Origin of the sequence: Microbacterium lacticum (assembly GCF_006716815.1) — a bacterium.
Classification (GTDB): Bacteria; Actinomycetota; Actinomycetes; order Actinomycetales; family Microbacteriaceae; genus Microbacterium; species Microbacterium lacticum.
On sequence record NZ_VFPS01000003.1, the window covers coordinates 362,068 to 388,019 of the forward strand.

At 70.3% G+C, this 25,952-nt stretch carries 23 protein-coding genes and 1 tRNA gene; 14 read left to right on the forward strand and 10 right to left on the reverse strand.

The annotated features are described in order from the left end of the window. Nucleotides 1-5 precede the first annotated feature (5 nt). Nucleotides 6-788: a LysE family transporter gene (locus FHX68_RS10470; RefSeq protein WP_141381031.1), complete on the forward strand. Its 783-nt coding sequence runs from the start codon at nucleotides 6-8 to the stop codon at nucleotides 786-788. Nucleotides 789-851: 63 nt separating this feature from the next. On the opposite strand, the gene FHX68_RS10475 is transcribed toward FHX68_RS10470, so the two are convergent. Then, nucleotides 852-2,075 (reverse strand): DUF4192 family protein, encoded by a 1,224-nt coding sequence (locus FHX68_RS10475; protein ID WP_141381030.1) that lies wholly within the window; start codon nucleotides 2,073-2,075, stop codon nucleotides 852-854. Nucleotides 2,076-2,175: 100 nt separating this feature from the next. Here FHX68_RS10475 and FHX68_RS10480 point away from each other — a divergent pair, with 100 nt between their 5' ends. The 4 genes from FHX68_RS10480 (at nucleotide 2,176) to FHX68_RS10495 (ending at nucleotide 7,573) form a co-directional block, all read left to right on the forward strand. After that, nucleotides 2,176-2,367, forward strand: coding sequence for a hypothetical protein (locus FHX68_RS10480; protein ID WP_141381029.1), 192 nt, complete (start codon nucleotides 2,176-2,178; stop codon nucleotides 2,365-2,367). Nucleotides 2,368-2,473: 106 nt separating this feature from the next. Then, nucleotides 2,474-3,934, forward strand: a complete 1,461-nt coding sequence (gene cls / locus FHX68_RS10485; RefSeq protein WP_141381028.1) for a cardiolipin synthase — start codon at nucleotides 2,474-2,476, stop codon at nucleotides 3,932-3,934. A gap of 115 nt (nucleotides 3,935-4,049) precedes the next feature. Continuing rightward, nucleotides 4,050-4,799: a hypothetical protein gene (locus FHX68_RS10490; protein WP_141381027.1), complete on the forward strand. Its 750-nt coding sequence runs from the start codon at nucleotides 4,050-4,052 to the stop codon at nucleotides 4,797-4,799. 245 nt (nucleotides 4,800-5,044) lie between these two features. Next, a complete protein-coding gene (locus tag FHX68_RS10495; protein ID WP_141381026.1) occupies nucleotides 5,045-7,573 on the forward strand; it encodes an ATP-dependent Clp protease ATP-binding subunit in 2,529 nt (842 codons plus the stop codon). Between the two features lie 251 nt (nucleotides 7,574-7,824). Here the strand turns inward: FHX68_RS10495 and FHX68_RS10500 are convergent, their stop codons facing one another. Then, nucleotides 7,825-8,136, reverse strand: a complete 312-nt coding sequence (locus FHX68_RS10500) for a hypothetical protein (protein WP_141920206.1) — start codon at nucleotides 8,134-8,136, stop codon at nucleotides 7,825-7,827. 153 nt (nucleotides 8,137-8,289) lie between these two features. On the opposite strand from FHX68_RS10500, the gene FHX68_RS10505 reads away from it, so the two are divergent. Beyond that, nucleotides 8,290-9,264, forward strand: a complete 975-nt coding sequence (locus FHX68_RS10505) for an IS481 family transposase (RefSeq protein ID WP_141920208.1) — start codon at nucleotides 8,290-8,292, stop codon at nucleotides 9,262-9,264. Here FHX68_RS10505 and FHX68_RS10510 read toward each other — a convergent pair. The 3 genes from FHX68_RS10510 to FHX68_RS10520 form a co-directional block, all read right to left on the reverse strand. Next, entirely contained in the window at nucleotides 9,261-9,845 is a 585-nt protein-coding gene (locus tag FHX68_RS10510) for an amidase domain-containing protein (protein WP_141381349.1), read from the reverse strand. The genes FHX68_RS10505 and FHX68_RS10510 overlap by 4 nt on opposite strands. Before the next feature lie 112 nt (nucleotides 9,846-9,957). Further along, nucleotides 9,958-10,947: a transglutaminase family protein gene (locus FHX68_RS10515; protein WP_141381350.1), complete on the reverse strand. Its 990-nt coding sequence runs from the start codon at nucleotides 10,945-10,947 to the stop codon at nucleotides 9,958-9,960. Then, nucleotides 10,944-13,553, reverse strand: coding sequence for a circularly permuted type 2 ATP-grasp protein (locus tag FHX68_RS10520; protein WP_141381351.1), 2,610 nt, complete (start codon nucleotides 13,551-13,553; stop codon nucleotides 10,944-10,946). Before FHX68_RS10520 ends, FHX68_RS10515 begins: the two co-directional genes overlap by 4 nt. Nucleotides 13,554-13,670: 117 nt before the next feature. Between FHX68_RS10520 and FHX68_RS10525 the strand changes: the two genes are divergently transcribed. The 3 genes from FHX68_RS10525 to FHX68_RS10535 all read left to right on the forward strand — a co-directional run bounded on the left by FHX68_RS10525 (nucleotide 13,671) and on the right by FHX68_RS10535 (nucleotide 15,567). Then, nucleotides 13,671-14,171: an amino-acid N-acetyltransferase gene (locus tag FHX68_RS10525; RefSeq protein ID WP_141381352.1), complete on the forward strand. Its 501-nt coding sequence runs from the start codon at nucleotides 13,671-13,673 to the stop codon at nucleotides 14,169-14,171. 28 nt (nucleotides 14,172-14,199) lie between these two features. Then, entirely contained in the window at nucleotides 14,200-14,886 is a 687-nt protein-coding gene (locus tag FHX68_RS10530) for a hypothetical protein (protein ID WP_229661632.1), read from the forward strand. 279 nt (nucleotides 14,887-15,165) lie between these two features. Next, nucleotides 15,166-15,567, forward strand: a complete 402-nt coding sequence (locus FHX68_RS10535; RefSeq protein WP_141381353.1) for a dehydrogenase — start codon at nucleotides 15,166-15,168, stop codon at nucleotides 15,565-15,567. A gap of 28 nt (nucleotides 15,568-15,595) precedes the next feature. On the opposite strand, the gene radA is transcribed toward FHX68_RS10535, so the two are convergent. Next, nucleotides 15,596-16,957, reverse strand: coding sequence for a DNA repair protein RadA (gene radA, locus FHX68_RS10540; RefSeq protein WP_141381354.1), 1,362 nt, complete (start codon nucleotides 16,955-16,957; stop codon nucleotides 15,596-15,598). Nucleotides 16,958-17,186: 229 nt separating this feature from the next. Continuing rightward, the gene (locus FHX68_RS10545; RefSeq protein ID WP_141381355.1) at nucleotides 17,187-18,140 is read right to left on the reverse strand and encodes an L-lactate dehydrogenase; all 954 of its coding nucleotides are present in this window, start codon (nucleotides 18,138-18,140) and stop codon (nucleotides 17,187-17,189) included. 159 nt (nucleotides 18,141-18,299) lie between these two features. Between FHX68_RS10545 and FHX68_RS10550 the strand changes: the two genes are divergently transcribed. Continuing rightward, nucleotides 18,300-19,022 (forward strand): DUF899 domain-containing protein, encoded by a 723-nt coding sequence (locus FHX68_RS10550; protein WP_141381356.1) that lies wholly within the window; start codon nucleotides 18,300-18,302, stop codon nucleotides 19,020-19,022. A gap of 16 nt (nucleotides 19,023-19,038) precedes the next feature. On the opposite strand, the gene FHX68_RS10555 is transcribed toward FHX68_RS10550, so the two are convergent. Continuing rightward, nucleotides 19,039-20,433 (reverse strand): MFS transporter, encoded by a 1,395-nt coding sequence (locus FHX68_RS10555; protein WP_141381357.1) that lies wholly within the window; start codon nucleotides 20,431-20,433, stop codon nucleotides 19,039-19,041. Nucleotides 20,434-20,488: 55 nt separating this feature from the next. Here FHX68_RS10555 and FHX68_RS15940 point away from each other — a divergent pair, with 55 nt between their 5' ends. The 4 genes from FHX68_RS15940 to FHX68_RS10570 all read left to right on the forward strand — a co-directional run bounded on the left by FHX68_RS15940 (nucleotide 20,489) and on the right by FHX68_RS10570 (nucleotide 23,057). Continuing rightward, complete coding sequence (locus FHX68_RS15940; protein ID WP_229661633.1) at nucleotides 20,489-20,887, forward strand: hypothetical protein; 399 nt, start codon at nucleotides 20,489-20,491, stop codon at nucleotides 20,885-20,887. Further along, nucleotides 20,860-21,531 carry a hypothetical protein gene (locus FHX68_RS15945; protein ID WP_229661634.1) on the forward strand — a complete coding sequence of 224 codons (672 nt, stop codon included), beginning with the start codon at nucleotides 20,860-20,862 and terminating at the stop codon, nucleotides 21,529-21,531. Before FHX68_RS15940 ends, FHX68_RS15945 begins: the two co-directional genes overlap by 28 nt. 42 nt (nucleotides 21,532-21,573) lie before the next feature. After that, nucleotides 21,574-21,664: transfer RNA gene (locus tag FHX68_RS10565), tRNA-Ser, on the forward strand. Nucleotides 21,665-22,082: 418 nt separating this feature from the next. Further along, entirely contained in the window at nucleotides 22,083-23,057 is a 975-nt protein-coding gene (locus FHX68_RS10570; protein ID WP_141920012.1) for an IS481 family transposase, read from the forward strand. Here the strand turns inward: FHX68_RS10570 and FHX68_RS10575 are convergent. Beyond that, on the reverse strand, nucleotides 22,980-24,443 hold the full coding sequence (locus tag FHX68_RS10575; protein WP_280525040.1) for a recombinase family protein: 1,464 nt from the start codon (nucleotides 24,441-24,443) through the stop codon (nucleotides 22,980-22,982). The two genes, FHX68_RS10570 and FHX68_RS10575, sit on opposite strands and share 78 nt — an antisense overlap. A gap of 23 nt (nucleotides 24,444-24,466) precedes the next feature. Then, entirely contained in the window at nucleotides 24,467-25,819 is a 1,353-nt protein-coding gene (locus tag FHX68_RS10580; RefSeq protein WP_425325858.1) for an ISL3 family transposase, read from the reverse strand. Nucleotides 25,820-25,952 lie beyond the last annotated feature (133 nt).

Genomic DNA, 25,952 nt, shown 5'->3' on the forward strand with positions numbered 1-25,952 from the left:
GCGCGATGGCGGCCTCGCTCTGGCTCACGCTGCTCGTCGCGTGCATCGTGATCAGCTTCACCCCGGGTGCCGGGGCCATCAACACGATGGGCAACGCGCTGAACCATGGATTCCGGCGCGCCATCTGGGGCATCCTCGGCCAGCACGCGGCCCTGATCGTGCACATCGCGATCGTCGCGCTCGGCGTCGGCGTGCTCGTGGCCTCCTCTCCCGTGCTGTTCAACGTGATCCGCTACGCCGGCGCGGCCTACCTCGCCTACCTCGGGCTGCGGCTGCTCGTGCAGCGCCCGTCGCCTCAGGCGGAGGGCGCCGAGGCCTGGTCTGCGAGCGATGAGGTGACGGATGCCTCGGTGGGTGCGGTCTCGGTGGGTGCGGTCTCGCCGGGGGCGGTCTCGCCGGGGGCGGTGTCAACGGGGGTGCTCGCTCCTCACGCGGACGCGCGTCGCGCGGAACCGACCGGCGCCGCGCCCGTTGCCGCGCCCGTCGAGACGCGCTGGTCGATGTTCCGGCGCGGGCTGTGGGTGAATCTGCTGAACCCGAAGGCGATCGTGTTCTTCCTGGCCTTCCTCCCGCAGTTCATCCGGCCCGCCGATCCGCTGCTGCCGCAGTACGCGACCGTCACCGCCACCGCGGTAGCCGTGGACATCGCCGTGATGTGGGGCTTCTTCGCGCTCGCGGCGCAGGGCTTGCGCCGGTTCACGCGCACCCCGCGCGGGCAGCGCATCATCGACCGGGTGTTCGGCTCGCTCTTCCTCGCCGTCGCGGTGCTGCTCGCACTCGTCCACTGACCCGCGCCGGTCGGCGCCGCGCCGCAGCCGCGCGGCCCGCCACGCGCCGCTCCGCGCCCCGGATCACCGCAGCCGGAACGCCCACTCGGGCAGATGTCCCGCCCGCACGAACGAGCGCACGATGTCGGCCAGCCCGTGCCGGCGATCGATCGCGAGTGCCATCGCCGCGTAGCGGTCGGCGTGCGACGAGCGGCCGAGCGCCCACGAGATCCACGCGCACAGCGCGAGCGGGCCCGGTCGCTGCGTCTTCGGCACGAGCGCCGCGACCTCCCGCACGAGGGCCAGGGCGCGCTCGAGGCGCTCGGCGTCGGGCCGCGGACCCTCGCCCCACATCACCGAGGCGAGATCGGCGGGGTACTCGGCACCGTCCTCCCACCGGCGCTGCGCCTCCATCGCCAGGTCGCCGCCGGCGACGTCGGTCGCCCACTGCACGAGCGCGACATCCCGCAGCGACGGACGGGCCAGGCACCATCCGAGCATCGCCGTGCGCATCGGCGCGTCCGACGGATGCCACGTCAACGCGTCCTCGTACAGCGTCGGCAGGTCGTCGAGCTCGCACGCCGCCTCGAGCGCCGCCGGGTCGATGCGGGGGCTGTTCTCCGCTTTCGCCCTGCCCGTCCCCTTCGTCTCGCGCGACGAGCCGCGCGTGCTCTCCGACACCGACGGGATGCCGCAGATCGCCTCGAGCGCCGCCGACAGCGCGCCCATGCCCTGCGCCACCGCCTCTCTCATCTGCGCGTCGACCGGCGGCAGCGTCGCCCCCGACGCCTGATCGCCGTGCGGCGAGGCATCCACCCCCGCCTCATCGAGCGACGCCGCGTCGGCCGCGTGCACGCGCAGCCCGTCGAGCGGATGCCCGCCCGGCGGCAGATCGGGGTCGTCGTGCCCGCCCCACCCGTCGGTCGCCACGGTCAGCGCATCGATGACGTGGATGCCACAGGCATCCGCGTGCGCGTCGAGCGCGTCGATCAGGGCGCGGCCCGGGAGGCGGAATCCCGTCTCCGACGGGAGTCCGAACGCCGCGCCGGGTCCGCTGCCGATCGCCTCGTCGGTGTAGATGACGGCGATGACGGCCTCGGCGTCGGCGATGCGGCAGATCATGCCGATCGCGCGCGAGGCGAGGGTGTCGACGAGGTCGTCGGGCGGCAGGTCGAGGCGCATCGCGCCGAGACTTCGGCCGCGCGCCATCGGCACGAGAACGAGGCTCCGCGTCGGCGTGAAGCCGAGGAGCCGGGGGACGAGAGACAGGAACTGCGCCGCATCGGCGGCTTTCACGGTAACGGACATGCGCTCGAGCGTGCTCGCTCGCGGGGGCGGGTGGGAGCGGCGAAGACCCGATTGTGGAGGCCGAATCGACGCCTGTGGATAACTTCCGTACGATGGAGCCATGGATTCGTATTGGGCCGCCGTCGTCTGGTCGCTGCTGCCCACCGTCGTGGTGCTGGGGCTGTTCGCCTTCGTGCTCCGATCGATTCTGCGCATGGACCGGAGCGAGCGCCGCGCCTACGCGCGGATCGAAGAGGAGGAGCGCGCCAAGCGCGGCCTCCCGCCCGCAGGATCCGATCACCGGGCCGCCTGAGCCGGGCCGCCTGAGCGCGACCGACGCGCCGGGTGAAGCCCGGCCGACTCCCCGCGTGAACACTCGCCCGATACGCTGAGCAGACCATCGGGGGCAAGGAGAGCGCGTGGATCAGACCGGCTGGGCACTCGTCTGGGTGATCTTCGTCTTCGTGCTCGATACCACCGTGCGCATCCTGGCGATCATCTTCGTGCCGCGAAACCGTCGCCCCACCGCGGCGATGGCCTGGCTGCTGGCGATCTACTTCATTCCGATCGTCGGCGTGCTGCTGTTTCTGCTCATCGGCAACCCGCGCCTGCCGCGCAAGCGCCGGCGCAAGCAAGAGGTCATCAACGAGAGCATCCGGCAGATGAGCCGCGGCCTCAACCTCGGCACCCTCCGCCCGAACGCGCCCGACTGGTTCCGCTCGCTCGTGCGCCTGAACCGCAACCTCGGCGCCATGCCGATCTCGGGCGACAACGGCGCGATCCTGATCTCCGGCTACGAGGAGTCGCTCGACACGATGGCCGAGGCCATCCGGCAGGCGCAGGAGTACGTGCACGTCGAGTTCTACATCCTGCAGGCGGATGCCACGACCGAGGGCTTCTTCGCGGCGATGGAGGAGGTCTCGGCGCGCGGCGTCAAGGTGCGCGTGCTGCTCGACCACTGGGCGAACCGGGGCAAGCCGTACTACAAGCAGACCCTCCGCCGCCTGGAGGCGATGGGCGCCGACTGGCACCTGATGCTCCCCGTGCAGCCCTTCCGTGGCGCGTACACCCGCCCCGACCTGCGCAACCACCGCAAGCTCCTCGTCGTCGACGGCAAGGTCGGCTTCACCGGCTCGCAGAACGTCACCGACTCCACCTACAACCTGAAGAAGAACATCAGGCGGGGCCTGCACTGGGTCGACATGATGACCCGCGTCGACGGGCCCGTCGTGGCATCCATCAACGCCGTCTTCCTCTCCGACTGGTACAGCGAGACCGACGAGATCATCGACGACATCGAGCTGTTCGATGTGCGCACCGGCAGCGGTGATCTCGACTGCCAGGTCATCCCGTCGGGCCCCGGGTTCGAGTTCCAGAACAACCTCAAGCTGTTCATGTCGCTGCTGTTCGCGGCGCAGGACAAGATCATCATCGTCTCGCCGTACTTCGTGCCCGACGAGGGGCTGCTCCTCGCGATCCAGACCGCCTGCCAGCGCGGGGTGCACGTGGAGCTGTTCGTCTCCGAAGAGGGCGACCAGGCGATGGTCTACCACGCGCAGCGCAGCTACTACGAGGCTCTCCTGCGCGGCGGCGTGAAGATCTACATGTACAAGAAGCCGTACATCCTGCACTCCAAGTCGATGTCGGTCGACGACGAGGTCGCCGTCATCGGGTCGAGCAACATGGACATGCGCTCGTTCGGTCTCAACCTGGAGATCTCGTTGCTCGTACGGGGCGAGGAATACGTACGCCAGCTGCGCGCCGTCGAAGACCAGTACCGCGCGTCGAGCCGCGAGCTCACCCTCGACGAGTGGATGAAGCAGCCGCTCCGCTCGACCGTGCTCGACAACCTCGCCCGGCTCACCTCCGCTCTGCAGTGAATCGTGAGACGATCCGCCGCGGCCCGACACTGTAAGGGTGGATGCCGAGGCGCACGCCTCGCGCGCTGCATGCCGTTTCCGGCATCCGTTCAGCCGACCACGCGAGGATGACACCATGAACCCCGCACCCCGTTCTCTCTCGCTTCTGGCACTGCTCGGCGCGGGGGTGCTGCTGTTTGCCGGATGTGCCTCCGGCACCGCCGGGGCAGGGGCGGGCTCCGACGCGTCCGACGGGTCGGCGTCGCCGACCGGCTCCGAGCTCGAGGTCGAGGCCGGGTGGCTCGACGGCGGCCGCCAGATCGCGCTCGTCACGTGGGGATCGTCGGGCTGTGTGCCCACCGCGACGGATGCCACGGTGCAGCCCGACGGCGCGCTCGCGGTCACCATCGACGACGGGGCGGGCGACGGCGCCAAGGCGTGCACCGCCGACTATGCGCCGCGGGTGACGCTCGTCGGCGTGCCCGAGGGCGTCGACCCCTCGAAGGACCTCGACCTCGTCGTGACCGATGCGCACGGCAGCCGGGGCGACACCGACATCGACGGCGTCGCCGGGCTCGCCGCGGGCGGTGAGACCGACTACGCGCCGTCGGCCGGCTGGATCGACGACGACCTGATCGCCGTGCTCACCTGGGGCTCGTCGAGCTGCGCCCCGCAGGTCGAGACCGTCGAGGCATCCGACGCCAAGCACGTCGCGGTGACCTTCGCCGACCTCGGCGACCGCCCGTGCACGATGGACATGGCGCCCCGCGCCACGCTCGTCTCGGTTGCGGGCCTCGGTGTCGACGACGATGGCACCACGCTCACCCTCTCTGGCGGCGACGCGCAGTTCGCGACGCCGGTCGAGGTCTCGGTCATCGGCGGCTGATCCGCGCGCTGGGTTCAGCGCGCCGCGCGCTGCGGTCGGCGCGACAGCAATCGGCATCCGCTACAGGAATCTCCTGGCACGGATGCCGATTCCTGTAGCGCGAGCGCGCCGAAGCGCGGCGAGGCGCGGCTGGCGCAGAGTGGATGCCGGGGCATCCGCCCGTGGCGAACACGGGCATACCGGCATCCACCGCTCGTTAGCCTCTACGTAGGTGCCAGAAGACTGGGCACCCGGAGGAGCCAGACATGTTCGAGAGATTCACGGACCGTGCCCGTCGTGTGGTCGTCCTCGCCCAAGAAGAGGCGAAGATGCTCAACCACAACTACATCGGCACCGAGCACATCCTGCTCGGTCTCATCCACGAGGGCGAGGGCGTCGCCGCCAAGGCGCTCGAGAGCCTGGGCATCTCGCTCGACGCCGTGCGCGAGCAGGTTCAGGACATCATCGGCCAGGGGCAGCAGCAGCCGACCGGCCACATCCCCTTCACGCCGCGCGCGAAGAAGGTGCTCGAGCTGTCGTTGCGTGAAGCGCTGCAGCTGGGCCACAACTACATCGGCACCGAGCACATCCTGCTCGGCCTCATCCGCGAGGGCGAGGGCGTCGCCGCGCAGGTGCTCGTCAAGCTCGGCGCCGACCTCAACAAGGTGCGCCAGCAGGTCATCCAGCTGCTCTCGGGCTACCAGGGCAAGGAGCCCGCGGGCGTCGCGACCGGCGCCGGCGAGCAGAACCAGCAGTCCGCGCAGGGCGGCTCGGCGGTGCTCGACCAGTTCGGCCGCAACCTCACGCAGGCCGCGCGCGACAACAAGCTCGACCCCGTCATCGGGCGCGAGAAGGAGATCGAGCGCGTGATGCAGATCCTGTCGCGCCGCTCGAAGAACAACCCCGTCCTCATCGGCGAGCCCGGCGTCGGCAAGACCGCCGTCGTCGAGGGCCTCGCGCAGGCGATCGTGAAGAACGACGTCCCCGAGACGCTGAAGGACAAGCAGGTCTACTCGCTCGACCTCGGCTCGCTGATCGCCGGTTCCCGCTACCGCGGTGACTTCGAGGAGCGCCTGAAGAAGGTCACCAAGGAGATCCGCACGCGCGGCGACATCATCGTCTTCATCGACGAGATCCACACCCTCGTGGGTGCGGGCGCCGCCGAAGGCGCCATCGACGCGGCATCCATTCTGAAGCCCCTCCTCGCCCGCGGCGAGCTCCAGACGATCGGTGCCACGACCCTCGACGAGTACCGCAAGCACTTCGAGAAGGATGCCGCGCTCGAGCGCCGGTTCCAGCCGATCCAGGTGGCCGAGCCGAGCCTGCCCCACGCGATCAACATCCTGAAGGGCCTGCGCGACCGCTACGAGGCGCATCACAAGGTGCAGATCACCGACGGCGCGATCGTCGCGGCGGCGAATCTCGCCGACCGCTACATCAGCGACCGCTTCCTCCCCGACAAGGCCATCGACCTGATCGACGAGGCCGGCGCCCGCCTGCGCCTGTCGATCCTGTCGTCGCCGCCGGAGCTCCGCGAGTTCGACGAGAAGATCGCCAACGTCCGCGAGGACAAGGAGATGGCCTCCGAGGAGCAGGACTTCGAGAAGGCCGCGTCGCTGCGCGACGAGGAGAAGTCGCTGCTCGCCGAGCGGCTGCGCCTCGAGAAGCAGTGGCGTTCGGGCGACGTCGCCAGCCACGCGGTGGTCGACGAGGGTCTGATCGCCGAGGTGCTCGCGCAGGCCACCGGCATCCCCGTCTTCAAGCTCACCGAGGAGGAGACCAGCCGTCTCGTCTTCATGGAGAAGGCGCTGCACCAACGCGTCATCGGGCAGGAGGAGGCCATCGCGGCGCTCTCCCGCACGATCCGTCGCCAGCGCGCCGGCCTCAAGGACCCGAAGCGTCCCTCGGGCTCGTTCATCTTCGCCGGCCCCACCGGCGTCGGAAAGACCGAGCTCGCCAAGGCGCTCGCCGAGTTCCTCTTCGACGACGAGGGCGCGCTGATCTCGCTCGACATGAGCGAGTTCGGGGAGAAGCACACGGTCTCGCGACTGTTCGGTGCCCCTCCCGGGTTCGTCGGCTTCGAAGAGGGTGGCCAGCTCACCGAGAAGGTGCGCCGCAAGCCGTTCTCGGTCGTGCTGTTCGACGAGATCGAGAAGGCCCACCCCGACATCTTCAACTCGCTGCTGCAGATCCTCGAAGAGGGTCGCCTGACCGACGGTCAGGGCCGCGTCGTCGACTTCAAGAACACCGTCATCATCATGACGACCAACCTCGGTTCGCAGGCGATCGCCGGCGGCCCGGTCGGGTTCCAGGTCGAGGGCAACGCGCAGACGACGTACGAGCGGATGAAGGGCAAGGTCGACGAAGAGCTCAAGCGGCACTTCAAGCCCGAGTTCCTCAACCGCGTCGACGACGTGATCGTCTTCCCGCAGCTGAACAAGGAAGAGCTCCGGCAGATCGTCGGCCTGTTCACCAAGCGTCTCAGCGAGCGTCTGCTCGACCGTGACATGACGGTGGAGCTGACGGATGCCGCGAAGGACAAGCTCATCGAGATCGGCTTCGACCCGACGCTCGGCGCACGGCCCCTGCGCCGCGCGATGCAGCGCGAGGTCGAGGATCAGCTCTCGGAGCGGATCCTGCACGGCGAGCTGACCCCTGGCGACCACGTGAAGGTCGACGTCGAAGACGGCAAGTTCGCCTTCGAGCACGGCCCGCGCGGCGAGAAGGTCGCGGTCGGTGTCGGTGCGGCGACGCCCGCGATCGAGGCGACGCCCGACATCGTCGCCGGCGGCTGACCCGCTCTGCTGACCCGAAGGGGGTCGGATGCCTCGGCATCCGACCCCCTTCTTCGTGCGCGGGCGGGCGGGTGCGGGGGTGGTTGTGCGGGTGGGGGCGTACCGTTTGCAGGATCGACGAGGTCGGCACGGAGATGGATCCCCGGGATTCCGCGGGTCGGGCGGCCGGTTGGTGTGGTCTGATCCTGCAAACGGTACGCGCGCGCGGGCGTACGGCGCGGCTGGGGGCGTGGCCGCGGCCGAGGCCGGGGTCAGGGGATGTGGTAGATCCAGACCTGGGAGTCGGTGTGCTCGACGTGGAGCACGGTGGTGAGGTCGCGGTACTCGCCGTCTTCGTTGTGGCTGATGAACGACACTTTCGGGGGCCCGCCCGGCACGTACTCGACCTTCGAGACGGTCATGGTGTGGTCCATCTGGGTGTCGAGCTCCCCCCAGCTGAACAGGCCGATGTCGCCGACGCGCACCCGGTCGAGGTCGGCCTCGGTCGAGTAGCTGAGGCCGAGCGCGTCGAAGTACTCGCTCATCTGCACGGTGCCGATCCACGCCTCCGACGCCGTCCACATCTCCCCGTCGGAGTACCACGTGTCGTCGGGCTGCCAGCCGCGGGCGATCAGGCCCTAGCTGTACTGACCCAGATCGTTGTTGACGTAGGAGAGACCTCCGGGGTCGAGTTGGAGCTGTCTAAGTTCTTCAGCTCAAACGCACGGAGGTCTCTCTTGTCTCACGCTAATGCCCGGCTGACTCCGGCCGGCCGGTTGATCATGGTTCAGCGCATCCAGTCGGGGCGTGCGGTCGCGCATGTTGCCGCGGAAATGGGGATCTCCCGCACGACCGCGTGGCGGTGGTGGCGCAGGTTCCGGGAGTGCGGCCCGGCGGGCCTGATCGATCGTTCCAGCGTCGCCCGCTCCCACCCTCGCCAGACCAAAGCGTGCGTGGAGGCGAGGGTGCGGATCATGCGGCACCTCACTCGGCGTGGGCCGGTGTTCATCGCTGACAAGCTCGGCTTGCAGGCCTCAACGGTCGGTAGGGTGTTGCGCCGCCACCACGTGCCGTTGCTGCGGGAGCTGGACCCGGTCACGGGGTCCGTGATCCGCGCGACCCGCCGATCCGCGCAGCGTTACGAGCATGATCATCCCGGGTCCCTGATCCACGTTGATGTGAAGAAACTCGGCCGTATCCCCGACGGCGGCGGATGGCGTCTGCATGGCCGCGGGCAACGTCCTGCGCGCAAGCGGGGCCTGGGTTACGACTACGTGCACACCGTCATCGACGACCATTCCCGAGTTGCTTACGCGGAGATCCACGACGACGAGAAAGGCACCACCGCCGCGGGTGTGCTCGAGCGGGCGATCGCGTTCTACGCGCGCCTCGGCGTCACAGTCGAACGCGTCATCAGCGACAACGCGTTCGCTTACCGCCACTCGGCCGCGTTCAAGGCCGTGGTCGACGCGCACGGCATCCGACAGCGGTTCATCAAACCGCACTGCCCCTGGACCAACGGGAAAGTCGAACGCCTCAACCGCACCCTCGCCACCGAGTGGGCCTACGCCCGCCCCTGGAGCTCGAACGACGACCGAAAAGCAGGGTTGACGACCTGGCTCGACTACTACAACCTAGACAGGCACCACCTCGGCATCGGAGGCCGCACCCCCATCGACCGAATCAACAACGGTCGAGGTCAGTACACCTAGCTCGCGTAGTTCGTGCAGTCCCCGCCGTACGGGTTGTAGTCGCCCCACTGCGCGCTGTTGTAGTCGAAGACGTACTGGTGCAGATAGCTCATCTGGGCGGCGACGTCGCCCCCGGTCGGCTGGGTGTTCGTGGCGGCGGATGCCTCGACGAGCGAGGCCCGGTACGCCTCCGCGTCGGCGCGCACCGCGTCGGCGGCCTGAGCGGTCGCGGCGAGCGCGGCGTCGGCCTCCGCGGCGGTGGCGGTGGCGCGCAGGACCTCGGATGCCTCGTACAGCGCGTCCTCGGTGGCGCGGGCCGCGTCGGAGTAGCCCGCGAGGGTCGTCATCGCCTCATCGGCCGCGGCGGCGACGTCGAAGGTCGGCGCGTCGGCCGCCTGCGCATCCGATGCGGCGAGCCTCTGTGCGGTCGGCGCCGGCGCCGCGCGGGCGCCGCGTGGATCCTCGTCGAGCGAGCCGATGAACCCGAACACGCCGACGGTCAGCGCCCCCACGATCACCGTGGACGCGCCGCCGGCCACGACCCGGCGACGCCGGGTGAGGCGTTGGCGCCGGGCGGCGCGGGAGGACGGAGCGGGGGGCATGGCGGCCACGCTAACAAGCGCATTTATGCGTTCCTATAGAAAGCCCGCACAATCCGCCGGGTGTTCGCCGGGGCGGTTCATCCGCCGGATCGCCGTCGTCGGTCGTCGGCGCTCAGTCGTCGAGGGGTGCGACGTCGACCGAGACGCGCAGCGTGGAGCGCTTCGCCTTCGTGAAGATGATGCCCTTCACCGGCGAGACGTCGCCGTAGTCGCGGCCCCAGGCGACGGTGACGTAGCGGTCGTCGGCCCACTGGTCGTTCGTCGGGTCGATCGCGAGCCACTGGCCGCCGGCCAAGCCCTCACCGCCGGCACCGCCCGACCCCCCACCGCCCGACCCCTCAGCGCCTGATCCCTCAGCGCCCCGGGAACCCCCGTCGACACCGCCCTCCCCGACCGGCGGCAGCCACACGGCCAGCCACGCGTGCGAGGCATCCGCTCCGAAGGCGCGCTCTTTGCCGGGCGCCGGACGCGTCGCGAGGTACCCCGACACGTACCGCGCGGCGACGCCGTGCGAGCGCAGGCAGGCGAGAGCGATGTGGGCGAAGTCCTGGCACACCCCCGCGCGGGCCTGCATCGCGTCGGCGACCGTGCTCGTGACCGTCGTCGCGGTCTTGTCGTAGTCGAAGTCGCGGAAGATGCGCCGCATCAGGTCGGTCGCCGCCTCTCCGAGCGGGCGGCCGGGCGTCAGTGACTGCGCGCCGTAGGCGACCGCCTCGGGCGCGTGGCGGGCGCGCGCCGATTCGAGCGCGTACTCGGTCGCCGCCCAGGCGCCGGGAACCTCGGGGTGCATGAGCGGGCGCGCGCGCTCCCACGGCTGCGCCAGCGCGTCCGGGTCGTAGGCGGGCACGTCGACGACGACGTCGCTCGACGCCGTGATCGTGAGCTCGGAATGCGGGTCGGTGAGGTGGAAGTAGGTCGACGAGTTGCCGAAGTAGTCGCGGTCGGCGGCGAGGTCGCCGGGCATGGGGTCGACGACCACATCGGATGCCTCGAGCCGCTGCCACGGCAGGTCGCGCGGCACCAGGTGGAACTGCCCCACGCTGTCCTGCACCGGCTTCGCGTAGCTGTAGGCGGTGCGGTGCCACACCCGGTAGCGGGTCATGCGCGCGCCTCCATCACTTCGATGAGCGAGAGCTCCGACAGCGGCACCGCGGGCGGACCGCTCTCGAAGTGCAGGTGCCGCACGGCGTCGGAGAGTCGCTCGAGCTGCTCGGTCACGTGCGCGAGGTAGTCGACGAGCGCCTCGCGCCGGGCGGTGCCGCCGACGGAAGCCGCGCCGGAAGCCGCGCTGACCGCGGCGAGCGCGGTGACGTCGAGGGCGGCCACCTCGGTGTCGAGGTGGTCGAGCAGCCGCTCGGCGCGACTCGAGCCGGTCGAGGCGGGCATGGCCGCGAGGTGGGTGCGCAGCTCGGCGAGCGCGAACGTGAGCGAGCGCGGGTTGCTGCCGTCGAGGAGCAGCAGATCGAGCACGTCGGCGGCGCGCACCGACCCGCGGTAGCGGCGCCGGTAGGTGACGACGCTCTCGGATGCCAGGAGCACCGCCTCGAGCACGTCGCGCGTCGTGCGGGCGTCGTGCCGCTCGGCGAGACCGGCGGTGAGCAGTTCGCACAGCTGCAGTCCGCGCTCGAGGTAGCGGCCCGCCTCGATCATGTGCCAGCCGGTGTCGCGGATCATGTTCGCCGTGACGCCGTAGAGCGAGAGCATCGCGGCCAGCATCCGGCCGCCCGACTCGGCCGTGCGGTGCGGGTGCGCCGAACTGCGGAGGGCACGGGTCGCGCGGTCGATGTTCGCGAACACCCGCCACGTGTCGCCGGAGAGCTGGTCGCGCACCCCTTCCATCGCCTCGCGCAGCCGCGCGATCGAGTGGGCGGCGGAGCCGGGGCGGGCGGCGTCGAGCAGCAGCGAGCGGAGCTCGGCCTCCGGGTCGAGGGAGCGCATGCCCGCGAGGCGCGCGAGCGCGTCGAGCAGCACGCGCGGCGGCTCGGCGAGCGCGCCGGCGGTGTAGGCTCCGGGCTGGTCGAGCTCGGCCTGGACGGCCAGCAGCAGCCGCAGCAGGTCTTCGGTGCGTTCGGCGTAGCGACCGGTCCAGAACATGTCGGCGTGGGCGCGGGGCGCGAGCGGCGGGATCGTCCGGGCCGACGAGCCGGCGGGCAGCGGCGAGGTCTCACCGAGGTTCTGGTCGGGGTCGGCCTCCGAGGCCTTCAGCACCCAGACGTCCTTCGTGCGGGGCAGGGCGTCGGCGTTCTCGCGCACGGTCGCGAGCCCCCCGACCAGCGGCCGATAGGTCGAGCCGTAGCGCAGCGCGAACGCGCGCAGTGTCACCGGCTGCGCGGCGGCCCGCCCGGTCCGCGGCGTCGCGCTCTCCCCGGCGCCGCGGCCGGCACCCTGACCGAGGCGCGCGGGCGACCACACCGGCGTCTGCGACAGCGGCAGGTGGTCCTGCCCGACGTAGCGGTGCGGGGTCGCCCGGATGCGCGCGGCGAGCTCTGCCGGAGAGAGGTGCTCCAGCACCTTCCGCGGCTCGTCGATCGTGCGCACGATCAGCGTAGGGTCGCCCGCGTCGAGGCGGGCGAGGACGAGCTCACGGGATGCCTCGTCACCGCACCACCACGTGGGCACCGAGGGCAGCCGCAGCTGCTCGCCCAGCAGCGCCTCGCACGCCGCCGCGAGGTAGGGCATGAGCGCCGGGTTCTCGAGCACTCCGGCGCCGAGTCCGTTGACGAGCCGCACTCTGCCGCGGCGCACCGCCTCGGTGAGGCCCGCGACGCCGAGCCGAGAGTCGCCGCGCAGTTCGAGCGGGTCGCACCACGCGGCATCCACGCGGCGGATGATCACGTCGATGCGGTCCGTCGGCCGCCGCGCGGGCCAGCCGGCGGGCTTCATCCACACGAACCCGTCGCGTACGACGAGGTCGCTGCCCTGCACGAGCGGCAACCCGAGCGCGTTGGCGAGGAACGCCTGGTCGAACGCGGTCTCGCTGAGGGTGCCGGGGGAGAGGATCACGACGCGGGCGTCATCGACCGAGCCGAGCGTCGACGAGAGCAGCGCCGCGCGCAGTGCCGCGAAGTACGGGTCGAGGTGGTGGAGGCTGCTCTCCTGGAAGAGGTCGGGCATGACCTGCGAGATCACGCGCCGGTTCTCGGCGGCGAAGCCCAGCCCCGACGGCGCCTGCACGCGGTCGGCGAGGGCGTGCCATTCGCCGTCGGCGTCGCGCCCGAGATCGACCGCCGACAGCAGCAGCGGCTGCGGATCGACGGCGCTGCGACGGGCGAGCGGGCGCAGGTACCCGGAGTGACCGACGACAACCGCCGCCGGCACGATCCCCTCGCGCAGCAGACGGCGCTCGCCGTACAGGTCGACGAGGATCGCGTTGAGCAGTTCGGCGCGCTGCGCGAGCGCGACCTCGAGGGGTGCCCAGGCCGCCGCGTCGAGCACGAGCGGCACGGGGTCGAGCTGCCACGGCTGGGCACCCGCGTCGGGCCGGGCGTAGGAGACGCCGTCGTCGGCGAGGAAGCGCACGATCTCGCCGTCGACGCGGTGCAGATCGTCGGCGCTCAGCGCGAGCGCGTGCGCGGCGAGCGCCTTCCAGCCCGGCCGGAACGACCCGTCGGTCTCGACGACCTCGTCGTAGCGCGCCGGCTCGCCCGCTCCGGCGAGGGGCAGCGTCGGCTGCGACACGGTCGCGGCATAGTCGCGCAGCACACTCACGTCGGTCACCTCCCGTCGCACCGGTTTCGCGGGCGCCGGCGGCCAGCATCCCCAGGTGACCAGCGTAGGGGGCGTGGATGCCGGTGCGGCGCATCCGATCGGCAATACAGTGGGGTCGTGTCCGCCGTCACCGTCCGTCCCGCCCGCACGTCGGATGTGCGTGGCATCCTCGCCCTGCTGCAGCCGTGGGTGGAGCGCCGGATCCTGCTCGGCAAAGACGTCGTCACCGTCTACGAGGCGGTGCAGGAGTTCGTCGTCGCGGAGGTCGACGGCATCCTCGTCGGGTGCGGCGCGCTGCACGTGATGTGGGAGGACCTGGGTGAGATCCGCACGCTCATCGTCGCGGATGCCTGGCTGCACCACGGCGTCGGCGGCGCGATCGTCGACCGGCTGCAGCTCAACGCCCGCGAGCTCGGACTCTCGCGCCTGTTCTGCCTGACGTTCGAGGTCGACTTCTTCACGCGACGCGGGTTCGCGCCGATCGGCGAGCACATCGTCGACCCCGACGTGTACTCGCAGCTGCTGCGCAGCCCCGACGAGGGCGTCGCGGAGTTCCTCGACCTCGCGCACGTCAAGCCGAACACGCTCGGCAACACCCGCATGCTCAAGGAGCTGTGAGCAGGGGGCTGCGGCTTAGCCTGGACGGGTGAGCACTCCCACCCGGCGCCGCCCCTCGCCGGCCGTCTACCGCCGGCGTCGCCTCGTGGCGCTGCTGCTCGCGTTGATCGTGGTCGGCGGCATTGTGGCGCTGGTGCTCGCGCTGTGGCAGCCGTGGCGGGATGCGCCGGTGTCGCAGCCGACGCCCTCGGTCTCGACGACGGCCGCCACGCCCGGTGCGGCGACGCCCGCCGAGAGCACACCGGCAGCGGATGCCACCGACACGCCCGCCGCCGAGGAACCGGACCCCGGGGCATCCGGCACCGCCCCGGCGATCGCGGCGTGCTCGACGTCGGACATCACGGTGCTCGCCGTCACCGACAAAGACGTCTACGCCGCCGGCGAGCAGCCGCAGCTGTCGATCACACTGTCGAACAACGCGGCGACGCCGTGTCTGATCAACGTGGGCACCGCGACGCAGTCGTTCGTGATCACGAGCGGCTCCGACACGTGGTGGCGCTCGACCGACTGCCAGAGCGAGTCGAGCGATCAGGTGGTGCAGCTCGCCGCCGGCCAGACGGTCTCGAGCGTCACGCCGGTGGTGTGGGATCGCACCCGCTCGTCGGTCGACTCGTGCGGGTCGTCGCGTCCGCAGGCGCCGGCGGGGTACTTCCACCTGCAGGTCTCGATCGGGGGCATCGAGGCGGCCGACACCCGCATGTTCGAGCTGCGCTGATCGTTGATGTGGGCGTATTGCTCGTCTGAGAGAATTCTCATCCTCTGAACTACCTGCCAGGGTGCCGATGCGGCGGAGAGATGCGTACCCTTCAATACAGCTCCTGCGGTGCGTCCCCGTCGTCCCCAGCTTCGGTTTCGACGCCAACCCCAGTGGTCTCGATATTTTGGATACTGCGCCGCAGTGAGCTTTGGCTCTCTCGATTCTCCCAGTCCCCAATGGGGGGATCGAGAGGGCCCCCCTTTTCCCCAGCCCCGAGTGCTCTCGTAGTCTGGGACCATGGCCGGCAAGAAGCGCGCGCAGGCGCCCCTGGAGTTCCGCAACCCGCAGCTGGCCGACGCCCTGCAGACGCAGGACATGGCTGCGCTCGCGTTCGCGCTGCGGCACGGGCCGACCGTGGTGCCGCTGATGCGTGCCGGTCAGCGCGATGATCCACAAGACAGCGGCGAGGTGTGGACCTACCGCGACCGGAACACCGGCGACGTCGCGCTGCTGCTGTTCAGCGACGCCGCGAACAAGCCGGCGGCGCTCCCGGCCGCCGTCGGACTGCAGTCGCCGGCGTGGTTGCGCGCCTTTCTCGGGGCGCACGCCGACGAGATCACGACGGTCTTCTTCGACATCGCCGGTCCGCACGCCATGCAGGCCGCTCCCGCCGACGTGATCGCCGCGCTCGACGCCTGACGGCCGCGTCTCGACGGCGGACGGCCGCTCAGAACCCGGGTTCGTCGCCGGGTTCGACCGGATGCAGCCGCGGCAGATCGCGGAGGGCGCTGCGCAGGTCGGGCGAGGCGGTGTCGACGATCGTGCGGTAGCCGAGCCGGGTCGCCTCCGCGCGCCGCTGCTCGTGCTGCGTGACGGCGCGCACCTCGCCGGCGAGGCTCAGCTCGCCGATCGCGACGAGCTTCGCCGGGTTCGGCCGGTTCGAGACCGCGCTCGCGACGGCGAGGGCGATCGCGAGATCGGCGGCGGGCTCGGTGAGGCGCACCCCGCCGACGGTTGAGACGTAGACATCCTGGTCGGAGAGGCGGAGCCCCGCGCGCTTCTCGAGCACCGCGAGCACCATCGCGACCCGCGCCCCGTCGACACCGCTGACGATCCGCCGCGGATTCGGGCCCGAGCCGGGCAGGGTGAGCGCCTGCACTTCGACCGGCAGTGCGCGGCGGCCCTCGAGGGCGATCGTGACGCAGGTGCCCGGTTCGCGTGAGCCGTGGCCGAGGAAGAGGGCGCTCGGGTCGGGCACCTCGGCGATGCCGTGCTGGGTCTGCTCGAAGCAGCCGACCTCGTCGGTGGCGCCGAAACGGTTCTTCAGCGCGCGCACGAACCGCAGCGCGGTCTGCCGGTCGCCCTCGAAGTGGCAGACGACGTCGACGAGGTGCTCGAGGATGCGCGGCCCCGCGACCTGGCCGTCTTTCGTGACGTGCCCGACGAGGATGACCGGCAGCCCACGATCCTTCGCGACGCGGATGAGCGTGGATGCCACTTCGCGCACCTGACTCGGATGCCCGGCCGCGCCGTCGATGAGCCCCGACGAGACCGTCTGCACCGAGTCGACGATGAGGAGGCCGGGTGCCGTCTCGTCGACGTGGCCGAGGATCGTGGCCAGGTCGGTCTCGGCTGCGAGGTAGAGCTCGTCGTGCAGGGAACCGGTGCGCTCGGCTCGGAGCCGCACCTGGGCGAGCGACTCCTCGGCGCTGACGTAGAGCACGCGCCCGCCCGCGGCGGCGGTGCGCGCGGCGACCTCGAGCAGCAGGGTGGACTTTCCGACGCCGGGCTCGCCAGAGAGCAGGATCGCGGCGCCCGGCACGATGCCGCCGCCCAGCACGCGGTCGAACTCGCCGATGCCCGACGTGCGCCGCGGGGTCTCGCGGGTGTCGATCTCGGTGATCGGGCGTGCGGAGCGGCTCGGCGCGAGGGGCGTCACCGCGGGGGAGGCGATGCCGGTGGACGTCGCCGCCTCGACGACGGTGCCCCACTGCTGGCATTCACCGCAGCGACCGACCCACTTGGCGCTCGTCCACCCGCACTCCGTGCAGCGATAGGCCAGCGTGCTCGCCGCGCGTTTGGATGCCATGGAACCAGGCTATCCGTGGCATCCGACACCGCCCTCGTGCGCGCCGTGCGCCGCACCATCGATCGCGCCGCCCGCACCACAACTGCAAGGCGCAGCGCGCGACACGCCGCGGATCCTCGCCGCGCGGCGGCGTGTCGCCCGCGCGACCTTGCAGTGAGGGCGGACCCGGATCGGCGCAGACGGGATCAGCAACGCCGCGAGGACAGCGCCGCCGGGGGAGCCGCTCGCGTCAGCGGATCGAGTCGGCGACCTGGCGCAGCGCCTCGGCGGAGCGGTGGAACAGCTCGAGCTCGTGCTCGGAGAACGAGGTCTCGCGGATCGGCACGGCGCCCGCCGCCGAGACGACGGACGGCACCGAGAGGGCCACGCCGCTCACCCCGTGGAAGTCTTCGAGCACGGTCGAGACGGGCATGACGGCGTGCTCGTCCTCGAGGATCGCCTCGACGATGCGCGCTCCCGACAGGCCGATCGCGTAATTCGTCGCGCCCTTGCCCTGGATGACCTTGTAGGCGGCGTCGCGCACGTCGATCGCGATCTGGTCGAGTTCGTCGACCGTGAACTTCGGCTGTCCGTCGAGGGGCTGCCAGTCGAGGATCGGCACCGAGCCGATGGTCGCGTGCGACCAGAGCGGGAACTCGGTGTCGCCGTGCTCGCCGACGATGTAGGCGTGCACACTCGAGATCGAGACGCCGGCGCGCTGACCGAGCTTCCAGCGCAGGCGCGACGTGTCGAGCACGGTGCCCGAGCTGAACACGCGCTCGCGCGGCAGCCCGCTGACCTCCTGCGCGACGACGGCCATCACGTCGGCGGGGTTGGTCACGATGACGAAGACCGCGTCGGGCGAGCGCTCGAGCAGCGACGGCACGAGAGAGCGCAGGATGCCGGCGTTGACGCCCGCCAGGTCGGTGCGGGTCTGCCCCGGCTTCTGCGCGGCGCCCGCGGTGATCACGATGACGTGCGAGTCGTTCGTGACGTCGAGGTCGGCGCCGCCGATGATGTCGCTCGTTCCGGTGAACTGCGAGCCGTGGGCGAGGTCGAGCACCTCGGCTTCGACGCGGGCGGTGGCGATGTCGTACAGCGCCACGTGGCGCGCCGACTCGCGGATGAGGGCGGCATAGGCGACGGACGAGCCCACCGCACCAGCGCCGACGACGGTCAGTTTCGAGTTCTCGATCGCGCTCATGCGCCCAGTCTGGCAGTGCGCCCTGCGTCGCGCCACTGCCGTCGAGGACTCGCGTCACGGGCAGCATCGCCCCCGCCGTCGGTGCCGACACGGTGGGGGCATTGCCGGTGTCGGTGGGACGCGCGAGCATGGAAGGGCATCCGTTCGAAGGAGAATCGCATGGCCGTGGCATCCGCTCTTCCCCCGGTCGTCGACGCGGAGACGTGGTGGCGAGATCTCGAAGCGCTGCGCGTGCGCGAGAAGGCGGCGACGCGCGAGCTCGACGCGGTGGCGGCGCAGCGGCGGCGGATGCCGATGGTCGAGCTGCCCGAGTACACGCTCGACGGCCCCGACGGGCCGGTGACGCTCGCCGAGATATTCGGCGACAAGACGCAGCTGATCGTCTACAGCCACATGTGGTTCCCGGGGAAGACGTGGCAGTGCCCCGGCTGCACGGGGTGGACGTCGCAGTTCACGCGGCTGGAGTTCCTCGACGACTACGACGCGCGGTTCGTGATCGTCACGCAGGGGCCGATCGAGGAGGCGCTGGCCTACAAGGAGCGGGTCGGCAACGAAATGGAGTGGTACTCGACCGCGAACAGCCCGTTCGGCGCCGACATGGGTGCGCCGCCGGAGGAGGGGTTCGCGGTGAACGTGTTCCTGCGCGACGGCGACACGGTCTATCGCACCTGGCACACCGACGGGCGTGGCACCGAGCAGCTCGGGCACATGCACGGCCTCGTCGACGTGCTGCCGTACGGGCGGCAGGAGGAGTGGCAGGAGGTTCCCGACGGCTGGCCGCAGCATCCGACCTATGAGGGCGGGGCGACCTCGCAGGACATCGCCGCCGCGTACGGGCGTGCCCCGGCCGCCGCCGACCGCGAGGCCGGGCAGGAGAGCTAGACCGGCCGCGACGCAGCTACGGCCCGGTGGCCTCCGCGGTGGATGCCTCGCTCTCGCGCGGCGGGTTGCGGATGCCGAGCAGCGAGACGACGCCCCCGATGACGAGCAGGATCGCCGTCACCACGGCGGCGCGGTGGAAGCCGGCGAGGTCGAGCGCCCCGCCGGTGATGGCGCCGAGCGCCGCGATGGGCAGCAGCCCCGCGACGCGGGCGACGGCATTGTTGACGGCCGACGCGATGCCGGCCCGCTCCGAGTCGGCCGCCCCGAGGATCGCCGCGGTCAGGGGCGAGACCGTGAGCGCGAGCCCGAACCCGAACACGACCATCGCGGGGAACACCTGCCACCAGTAGTCGAAGTCGGCCGCGACGGTCAGCAGCAGCACGGCGCCGACGGCCATGATGAGCGGCCCGACGGTCATGAACAGGCGCGGCCCCCAGCGCCCGGCGAGCGCACCGGCGCGGGGGCTGAGCACGATCATGACGATCGTCGTCGGCAGGCTCGCGAGGCCCGCCAGGGTGGCGGTGAGGCTGGCGCCCTGCTGCAGGTAGACGGCGAGCACGAAACCGTTGAGGGCGAGCGCGGCGTAGACGAAGAAGGTGGCGAGGTTTCCGGCCGAGAACGTGCGGCTGCGGAACAGGTCGAGCGGGAGGATCGGGTCGGCGACGTGGCGTTGTCGCCAGACGAAGGCGACGAGCAGGGCGAGGCCGCCGACCCCGGGCAGCCAGATCCACGGCGCCGACCAGCCGGCGTTCGGCTGTTCGATGAGCGCGAAGACCGCGCCGCCGAGGCCGAACGTGCACATGAGGGCGCCGACGATGTCGACACGGGCATCCGGTCGTCTCGTCTCGCGGTGGTCGAGGCGCGTCAAGAACCAGAGCGACACTGCGATCGGCAGCACGTTCAGCAGGAACGCCCATCGCCAGGAGAGGTGGTCGACGATGAGGCCGCCCAGGAGCGGGCCGACGATCATCGCCGCCGTCGTCGAGGCGGTCCAGATGCCGATGGCGCGCGAGCGCAGGGGCTCGACCATCGTTGAGGTGATGAGGGCGAGCGAGCTCGGCACGAGGAAGGCGCCCGCCGCGCCCTGTGCGGCCCGGGCGATGACGAGGAAGACCGCGTCGGGGGCGAGTGCGACGGCGATGGATGCCACGCCGAAGGCGATGAGGCCGATGCGGAGGACGAGGATGCGGCCGAACGCGTCGCTGACCGCGCCGGCGACGAGGATGAGCGCGCTGAGGGTGATGAGGTAGGCGTCGACGGTCCACTGCTGCGTGACGAGCCCGCCGCCGAGGTCGCGCGCGATCGCGGGCAGGGCGACGTTCACGATCGTGGAGTCGAGGAACGCGACGAACGAGCCGAGGATCGCGATCGTCAGCACGAGGCGCTGCTGGCCAGTCATCCGTTCCGTCATCGCGCACCCCTCCGTGCGACACGCTACGCCGCCTCGGCGACATCAGGCTCGGGCCATGGCTTCTGTGCGCGGCGCCCACCTGGTCGGCAGCCTCACCTACCCCGACGCGGAGTCGGCGATGATCGCCGCCGCGGAGAACCTCGGCGGCCTGCTGCGGCGCATCCCCGACGGCGAGCCGGGCGACCGGTTCCACTGGATCATGTTCCAGCCCGACGTGCTCGCGCGGGCGGAGGGCATCGAGCGGGTGGGCGATGAGCCGATCATGATCGGACACCTCGACGGGCGGCCGCTGCGCATCGCCGACGGGGTGGATGCCGCGGACATCCGTCTTCCCGAGCTCGGCTACGCGCGGGCGGCAGCGGAGTCGTACGAGGTCTTCACTCGGCTGCGCGCCGAGGGCGTGATCGCCCCGGGACGCGCGTCCAGGTGGCGCTGCCGACGCCGACGGCGGTGATCGGCGCGTTCTTCACGGGGGAGGACCGGCAGGCGATCGAGCCGGTGTATCGCGACCTGGTCTATCGCGAGCTCGACGGTGTGCTCGCGGCCGTGCCGAACCACGACCTCGCGATCCAGTGGGACTGCGCCGTCGAGTTCGCCGTCATCGAGACGCACGCCCATCCCGGCGGGTCGACGCCGTGGTGGACGGGCGACGTGTGGGAGGGGCTGGTGGCGCGGGCGGCCGACGCGATCGACCGTGTGCCGACCGACGTCGAAGTCGGCGTGCGCCTCTGCTACGGCGACGTCAGCGAGCGGCACTTCGTCGAACCGCGCGATGCCGCGAACCTCACGCGTTTCGTGAACGAGCTGACGGATGCCACCACCCGCCCGATCACGTGGATCCACCTACCGGTGCCGATCGAGCGCGACGACGACGCGTACTTCGCGCCGCTCGAGGAGCTTGCGATCGGGGACGCGGAGCTGTATCTCGGGCTCGTACACCGCGAAGACGGTGTCGCGGGCGCCGCGCGGCGGATCGAGGCCGCGGGTCGCCACGTCGAGGAGTTCGGCGTCGCCACGGAGTGCGGCATCGGCCGCGCCCCGCAGGATGCCACGGCGGACATCTTCCGCACGCACGTCGCGGTCGCGGCTGGCCGCTGAGCCGGTTCGCGGCATCCTTCTCGGTGTCGTAAGATGGACGACGGTGACGTGTCCGAGCGGCCGAAGGTGCAACTCTCGAAAAGTTGTGTAGGGTAACCCCCTACCGTGGGTTCAAATCCCACCGTCACCGCCAAGTGAGTCACGTTGGAACCCCCCTGTAAGCGGTAGCTTGCCGGGGGTTTCTGCGTGACGGGCTCCTGCGGTTTCGGCGCTTCGCCCGCCCTGTAGGGCCGCTGCTGCGCGCAGCTGCCCCTTTCCGGGCACAAGTCCAGCTACGGCCGCAACCGGCGCGGAAAGCGCCCCGTTCACGCGTGCCACGGCCTCGAACGTGGCCTGGGCGAGCGTCTCACCGTCTTTGTCGACGAGGTCAATCTCGAAGTAGTCGAAGAGGGCTTGGTTGAGACTTCGCCTCGTCTCCTCATTGCCGCGCTCGTAGACACGCGCTGCGTGTTCTAGGTGTACTGACCCAGATCGTTGTTGACGTAGGAGAGACCTCCGGGGTCGAGTTGGAGCTGTCTAAGTTCTTCAGCTCAAACGCACGGAGGTCTCTCTTGTCTCACGCTAATGCCCGGCTGACTCCGGCCGGCCGGTTGATCATGGTTCAGCGCATCCAGTCGGGGCGTGCGGTCGCGCATGTTGCCGCGGAAATGGGGATCTCCCGCACGACCGCGTGGCGGTGGTGGCGCAGGTTCCGGGAGTGCGGCCCGGCGGGCCTGATCGATCGTTCCAGCGTCGCCCGCTCCCACCCTCGCCAGACCAAAGCGTGCGTGGAGGCGAGGGTGCGGATCATGCGGCACCTCACTCGGCGTGGGCCGGTGTTCATCGCTGACAAGCTCGGCTTGCAGGCCTCAACGGTCGGTAGGGTGTTGCGCCGCCACCACGTGCCGTTGCTGCGGGAGCTGGACCCGGTCACGGGGTCCGTGATCCGCGCGACCCGCCGATCCGCGCAGCGTTACGAGCATGATCATCCCGGGTCCCTGATCCACGTTGATGTGAAGAAACTCGGCCGTATCCCCGACGGCGGCGGATGGCGTCTGCATGGCCGCGGGCAACGTCCTGCGCGCAAGCGGGGCCTGGGTTACGACTACGTGCACACCGTCATCGACGACCATTCCCGAGTTGCTTACGCGGAGATCCACGACGACGAGAAAGGCACCACCGCGGCGGGCGTCCTCGACCGCGCGATCGCGTTCTACGCGCGCCTCGGCGTCACAGTCGAACGCGTCATCAGCGACAACGCGTTCGCTTACCGCCACTCGGCCGCGTTCAAGGCCGTGGTCGACGCGCACGGCATCCGACAGCGGTTCATCAAACCGCACTGCCCCTGGACCAACGGGAAAGTCGAACGCCTCAACCGCACCCTCGCCACCGAGTGGGCCTACGCCCGCCCCTGGAGCTCGAACGACGACCGAAAAGCAGGGTTGACGACCTGGCTCGACTACTACAACCTAGACAGGCACCACCTCGGCATCGGAGGCAAAACCCCCATCGACCGAATCAACAACGGTCGAGGTCAGTACATCTAGGGCATTCAGCACGGTCTCGAGTCGGGCGAATAGCTGCGCTCGGTCGTCTTCGGCAGAGAGTAGCTGGCCCTTGGCGTCAGCGATCTCTCGCTCGACCTGCATCTGCCGAGGCTTGAGGTCTTCGCCGGAGATGGCATCGTCCAGATACGCATCGATGAGCTTCTGCTTCTTTCGCTCCAGTGTCACCAGCCGTGCTTGTTGCCGGGCCAGGTTCTCGGCGCTGTCTTTCAGATATTCATCCAACTGTCGAGTGGCGGCTGCGCGAGCTTCTTCGACTTCGTCGCTGGTGAGCAGTCCCTTGCTGTACCACTCCTGCAGCGTTGCATCCTCGGCTTTCTCGACCGCGATGTACGGCAGGTCGCAGGTAGTGCGGCCAGTGTGTCGTCCAAGGCAGAAGAAGTACTCATACTCCCCGCCCTTGCCTCGGCTTTTGCCGTAGCCCATGCGACCACCACACCGGGCGCAGCGAAGTGAACCCTTGAGTGGATGGTTCATCTTCCATGAGCGATCGCCAGAGATGCGACGCCCGGCGAGTAGGTCCTGACAGTGAAACCACGTCTTCTCGTCGATGAGCGGTTCATGCGCGCCGGGCAGCACCGTTCCTTGGTAGACGATCTTCCCGATGTAGTACGGGTTTTTCAGGAACCGATGCACCTGAGCGTCGCTGAGGGGTGTGCCTCGATATTTCTGCGTCACCCGGCTACGGAGTCCTCGTTCTTCGAGAGCATCACGCAGAGTCGAGATGCTCCAGTCGCCGGTCGCGTAGGTGCGAAACGCCCAGGCGATGTGCGGTGCTCGCTCCTCATCAAGCTGAATGCCTTTGACCTCTTGCCCGTTGACGCGTGCGAGCGTGTTTGTGTAGCCGATCGGTGCGACGCCGTGCGGGCCACCGTTTCGCGCCTTCTGGGCCATCCCCTTCTTCGACTCGTTCGACAGGTTCGAGGAGTAGTACTCGGCGAAGCCCGCCAGGATGGCGTGCATCAGCTTGCCGCTCGGCGTCTCGTCAATCAGCTCACTGACCGACACCAGCGTCGCCCCGGCTTCTTGGATGGCCATCACGATTTGGACGTCGTCGACGCGGTTCCGTGCCAGGCGGTCGAGCTTGTGGACGATGACGTAGTCAACGCCCGCGCCGAGCCCCGCGACGTCCGCCAGCATCTGCTGTAGCTGTGGCCGCCCGGCGGTTCTGGCCGACTCCCCGGCATCGATGTACTCGCCAACAACCTCTGCGCCAAGCTCTCTCGCCTTCTGGCGGCAGTACTCGCGTTGTTGAGGGATGGAGTATCCCTCGGCCTCGCCATTCTTCCGGGCTTGCCTGGGTGTACTCACGCGCAGGTACAGGAACGCCCGCTTGAGCGGGAGGGCGTCTGGAACTGTGAGGCCGATCTGAGAAACGGGCTCTTCGGACTTTAGGTGGGGGTGGTGGGGTCGAGGCCGCCGGCGATGAGGAGCATGCGGAGTCGGTAGTTGTCGTAGTTGCGGAAGCCGCGGGCGACGCGGCGGGCGAGTTCGATGAGGCCGTTCACGGCCTCGGTGCCGCCGTTGGATGACCGGTCGGTATCCCAGTAGGACAGGAACGCGGCCCGCCACTGACGCAGGGTGCGGCCGAGTCGGGCGATCTCGGGGATCGGGCAGGTCGGGAGCGATTCGAGCACGTGCTCGGCGATCTTGCGCCCGGTGGCGAGGTCGGCATGCCGGTAGGCGTCGCGGAGTTGCTGCGCGGCCTGCCAGGCGACGTCGACCTCGACGTGCTCCTCGCGCTGCGTGAACGCGGCATCGAGCCGGGCCTTCTGCCGGTCGGTGAGTCGTTCCTGCCCGGCGCGGAGGATGTTGCGGATCCCGTAGAGCGCATCACCTCTGCGTCCGCGGTGCCCGAGGGTGTCTTGCTGGACGCGGCGGCGGACCTCATCGACCGCGGTGGTGCCGAGCTTGACGACGTGGAACGCGTCGAGCACCGCGACGGTATCGTCGAGCTCGTCGTCGAGGGCCTTCTTGTAGCCGGCGAACGGGTCCAGCGTCGCGACCTGCACCCCGTCGCGGAACTCCTGCCCGCGCTCTTGCAGCCAGTCGGCGTAGGCCTTCGCGCTGCGCCCGGGCACGAGGTCCAGCAGGCGGGCCCTCACCCGCCCGGACGCATCGCGCGACAGGTCGACCATCCCGGTCAGTTCCTTCGGACCCCGCCCGCCATCGGCGACGGGTCTGGTGGACACGTGGTGCCAGAGGTGCTCGTCGACGCCGAGCGTGGTGACCCCGTCGAAGCGGGACCCGTCCGCGGCGCGCGTCTCGAGCACCGGCCTGACGTGTCGCCAGACCGTGCGCCACGACACCCCGAGCTGGCGGGCGACGCCCTGCACCGACGCGTTCTCCCTCCGCATCTGCCCCACCGCCCAGATCACCGCTCGGGCCGTGAGCTTGGCGCGAGGCGCGGCGACCAGAGCGTTCTGCTCGGTGAACGACTCCCTCGGGCACGCCTCATCAGCGCACCGGAACCTGCGCTTGCGCCACCGGACCCGCACCGCAGCGGCGCTCATCGGCGCATCGACCAGCACGAGCGCCTTCCGGCCCCGCGACTCGGCGACCTGCCCGCACCCCGGGCACCCGACCGGCCCCGGCGGGGACTCGACGTCGATCAGGAGCACGCCGTCGCGGCAGCGCTCGACAGCCACCACGTGCAGCCCGCCGAGGCCGACGAGCACATCGCAGCGATCACAGTAGACAGCAGAAGACGGGCACGCAGCGGCGCACCCCGTAGCATCGGGCACGGGTCGAGGTCTCCGAACGGAAAGGAAGCTTGATCGCTACCGATCCTCGGGGCCTCGACCCGCCCCACCCCGTCACCACGCGGCCCCGCACATCACCCACCCCCACCTAAAGTCCGAAGAGCCCAAGCGGCTC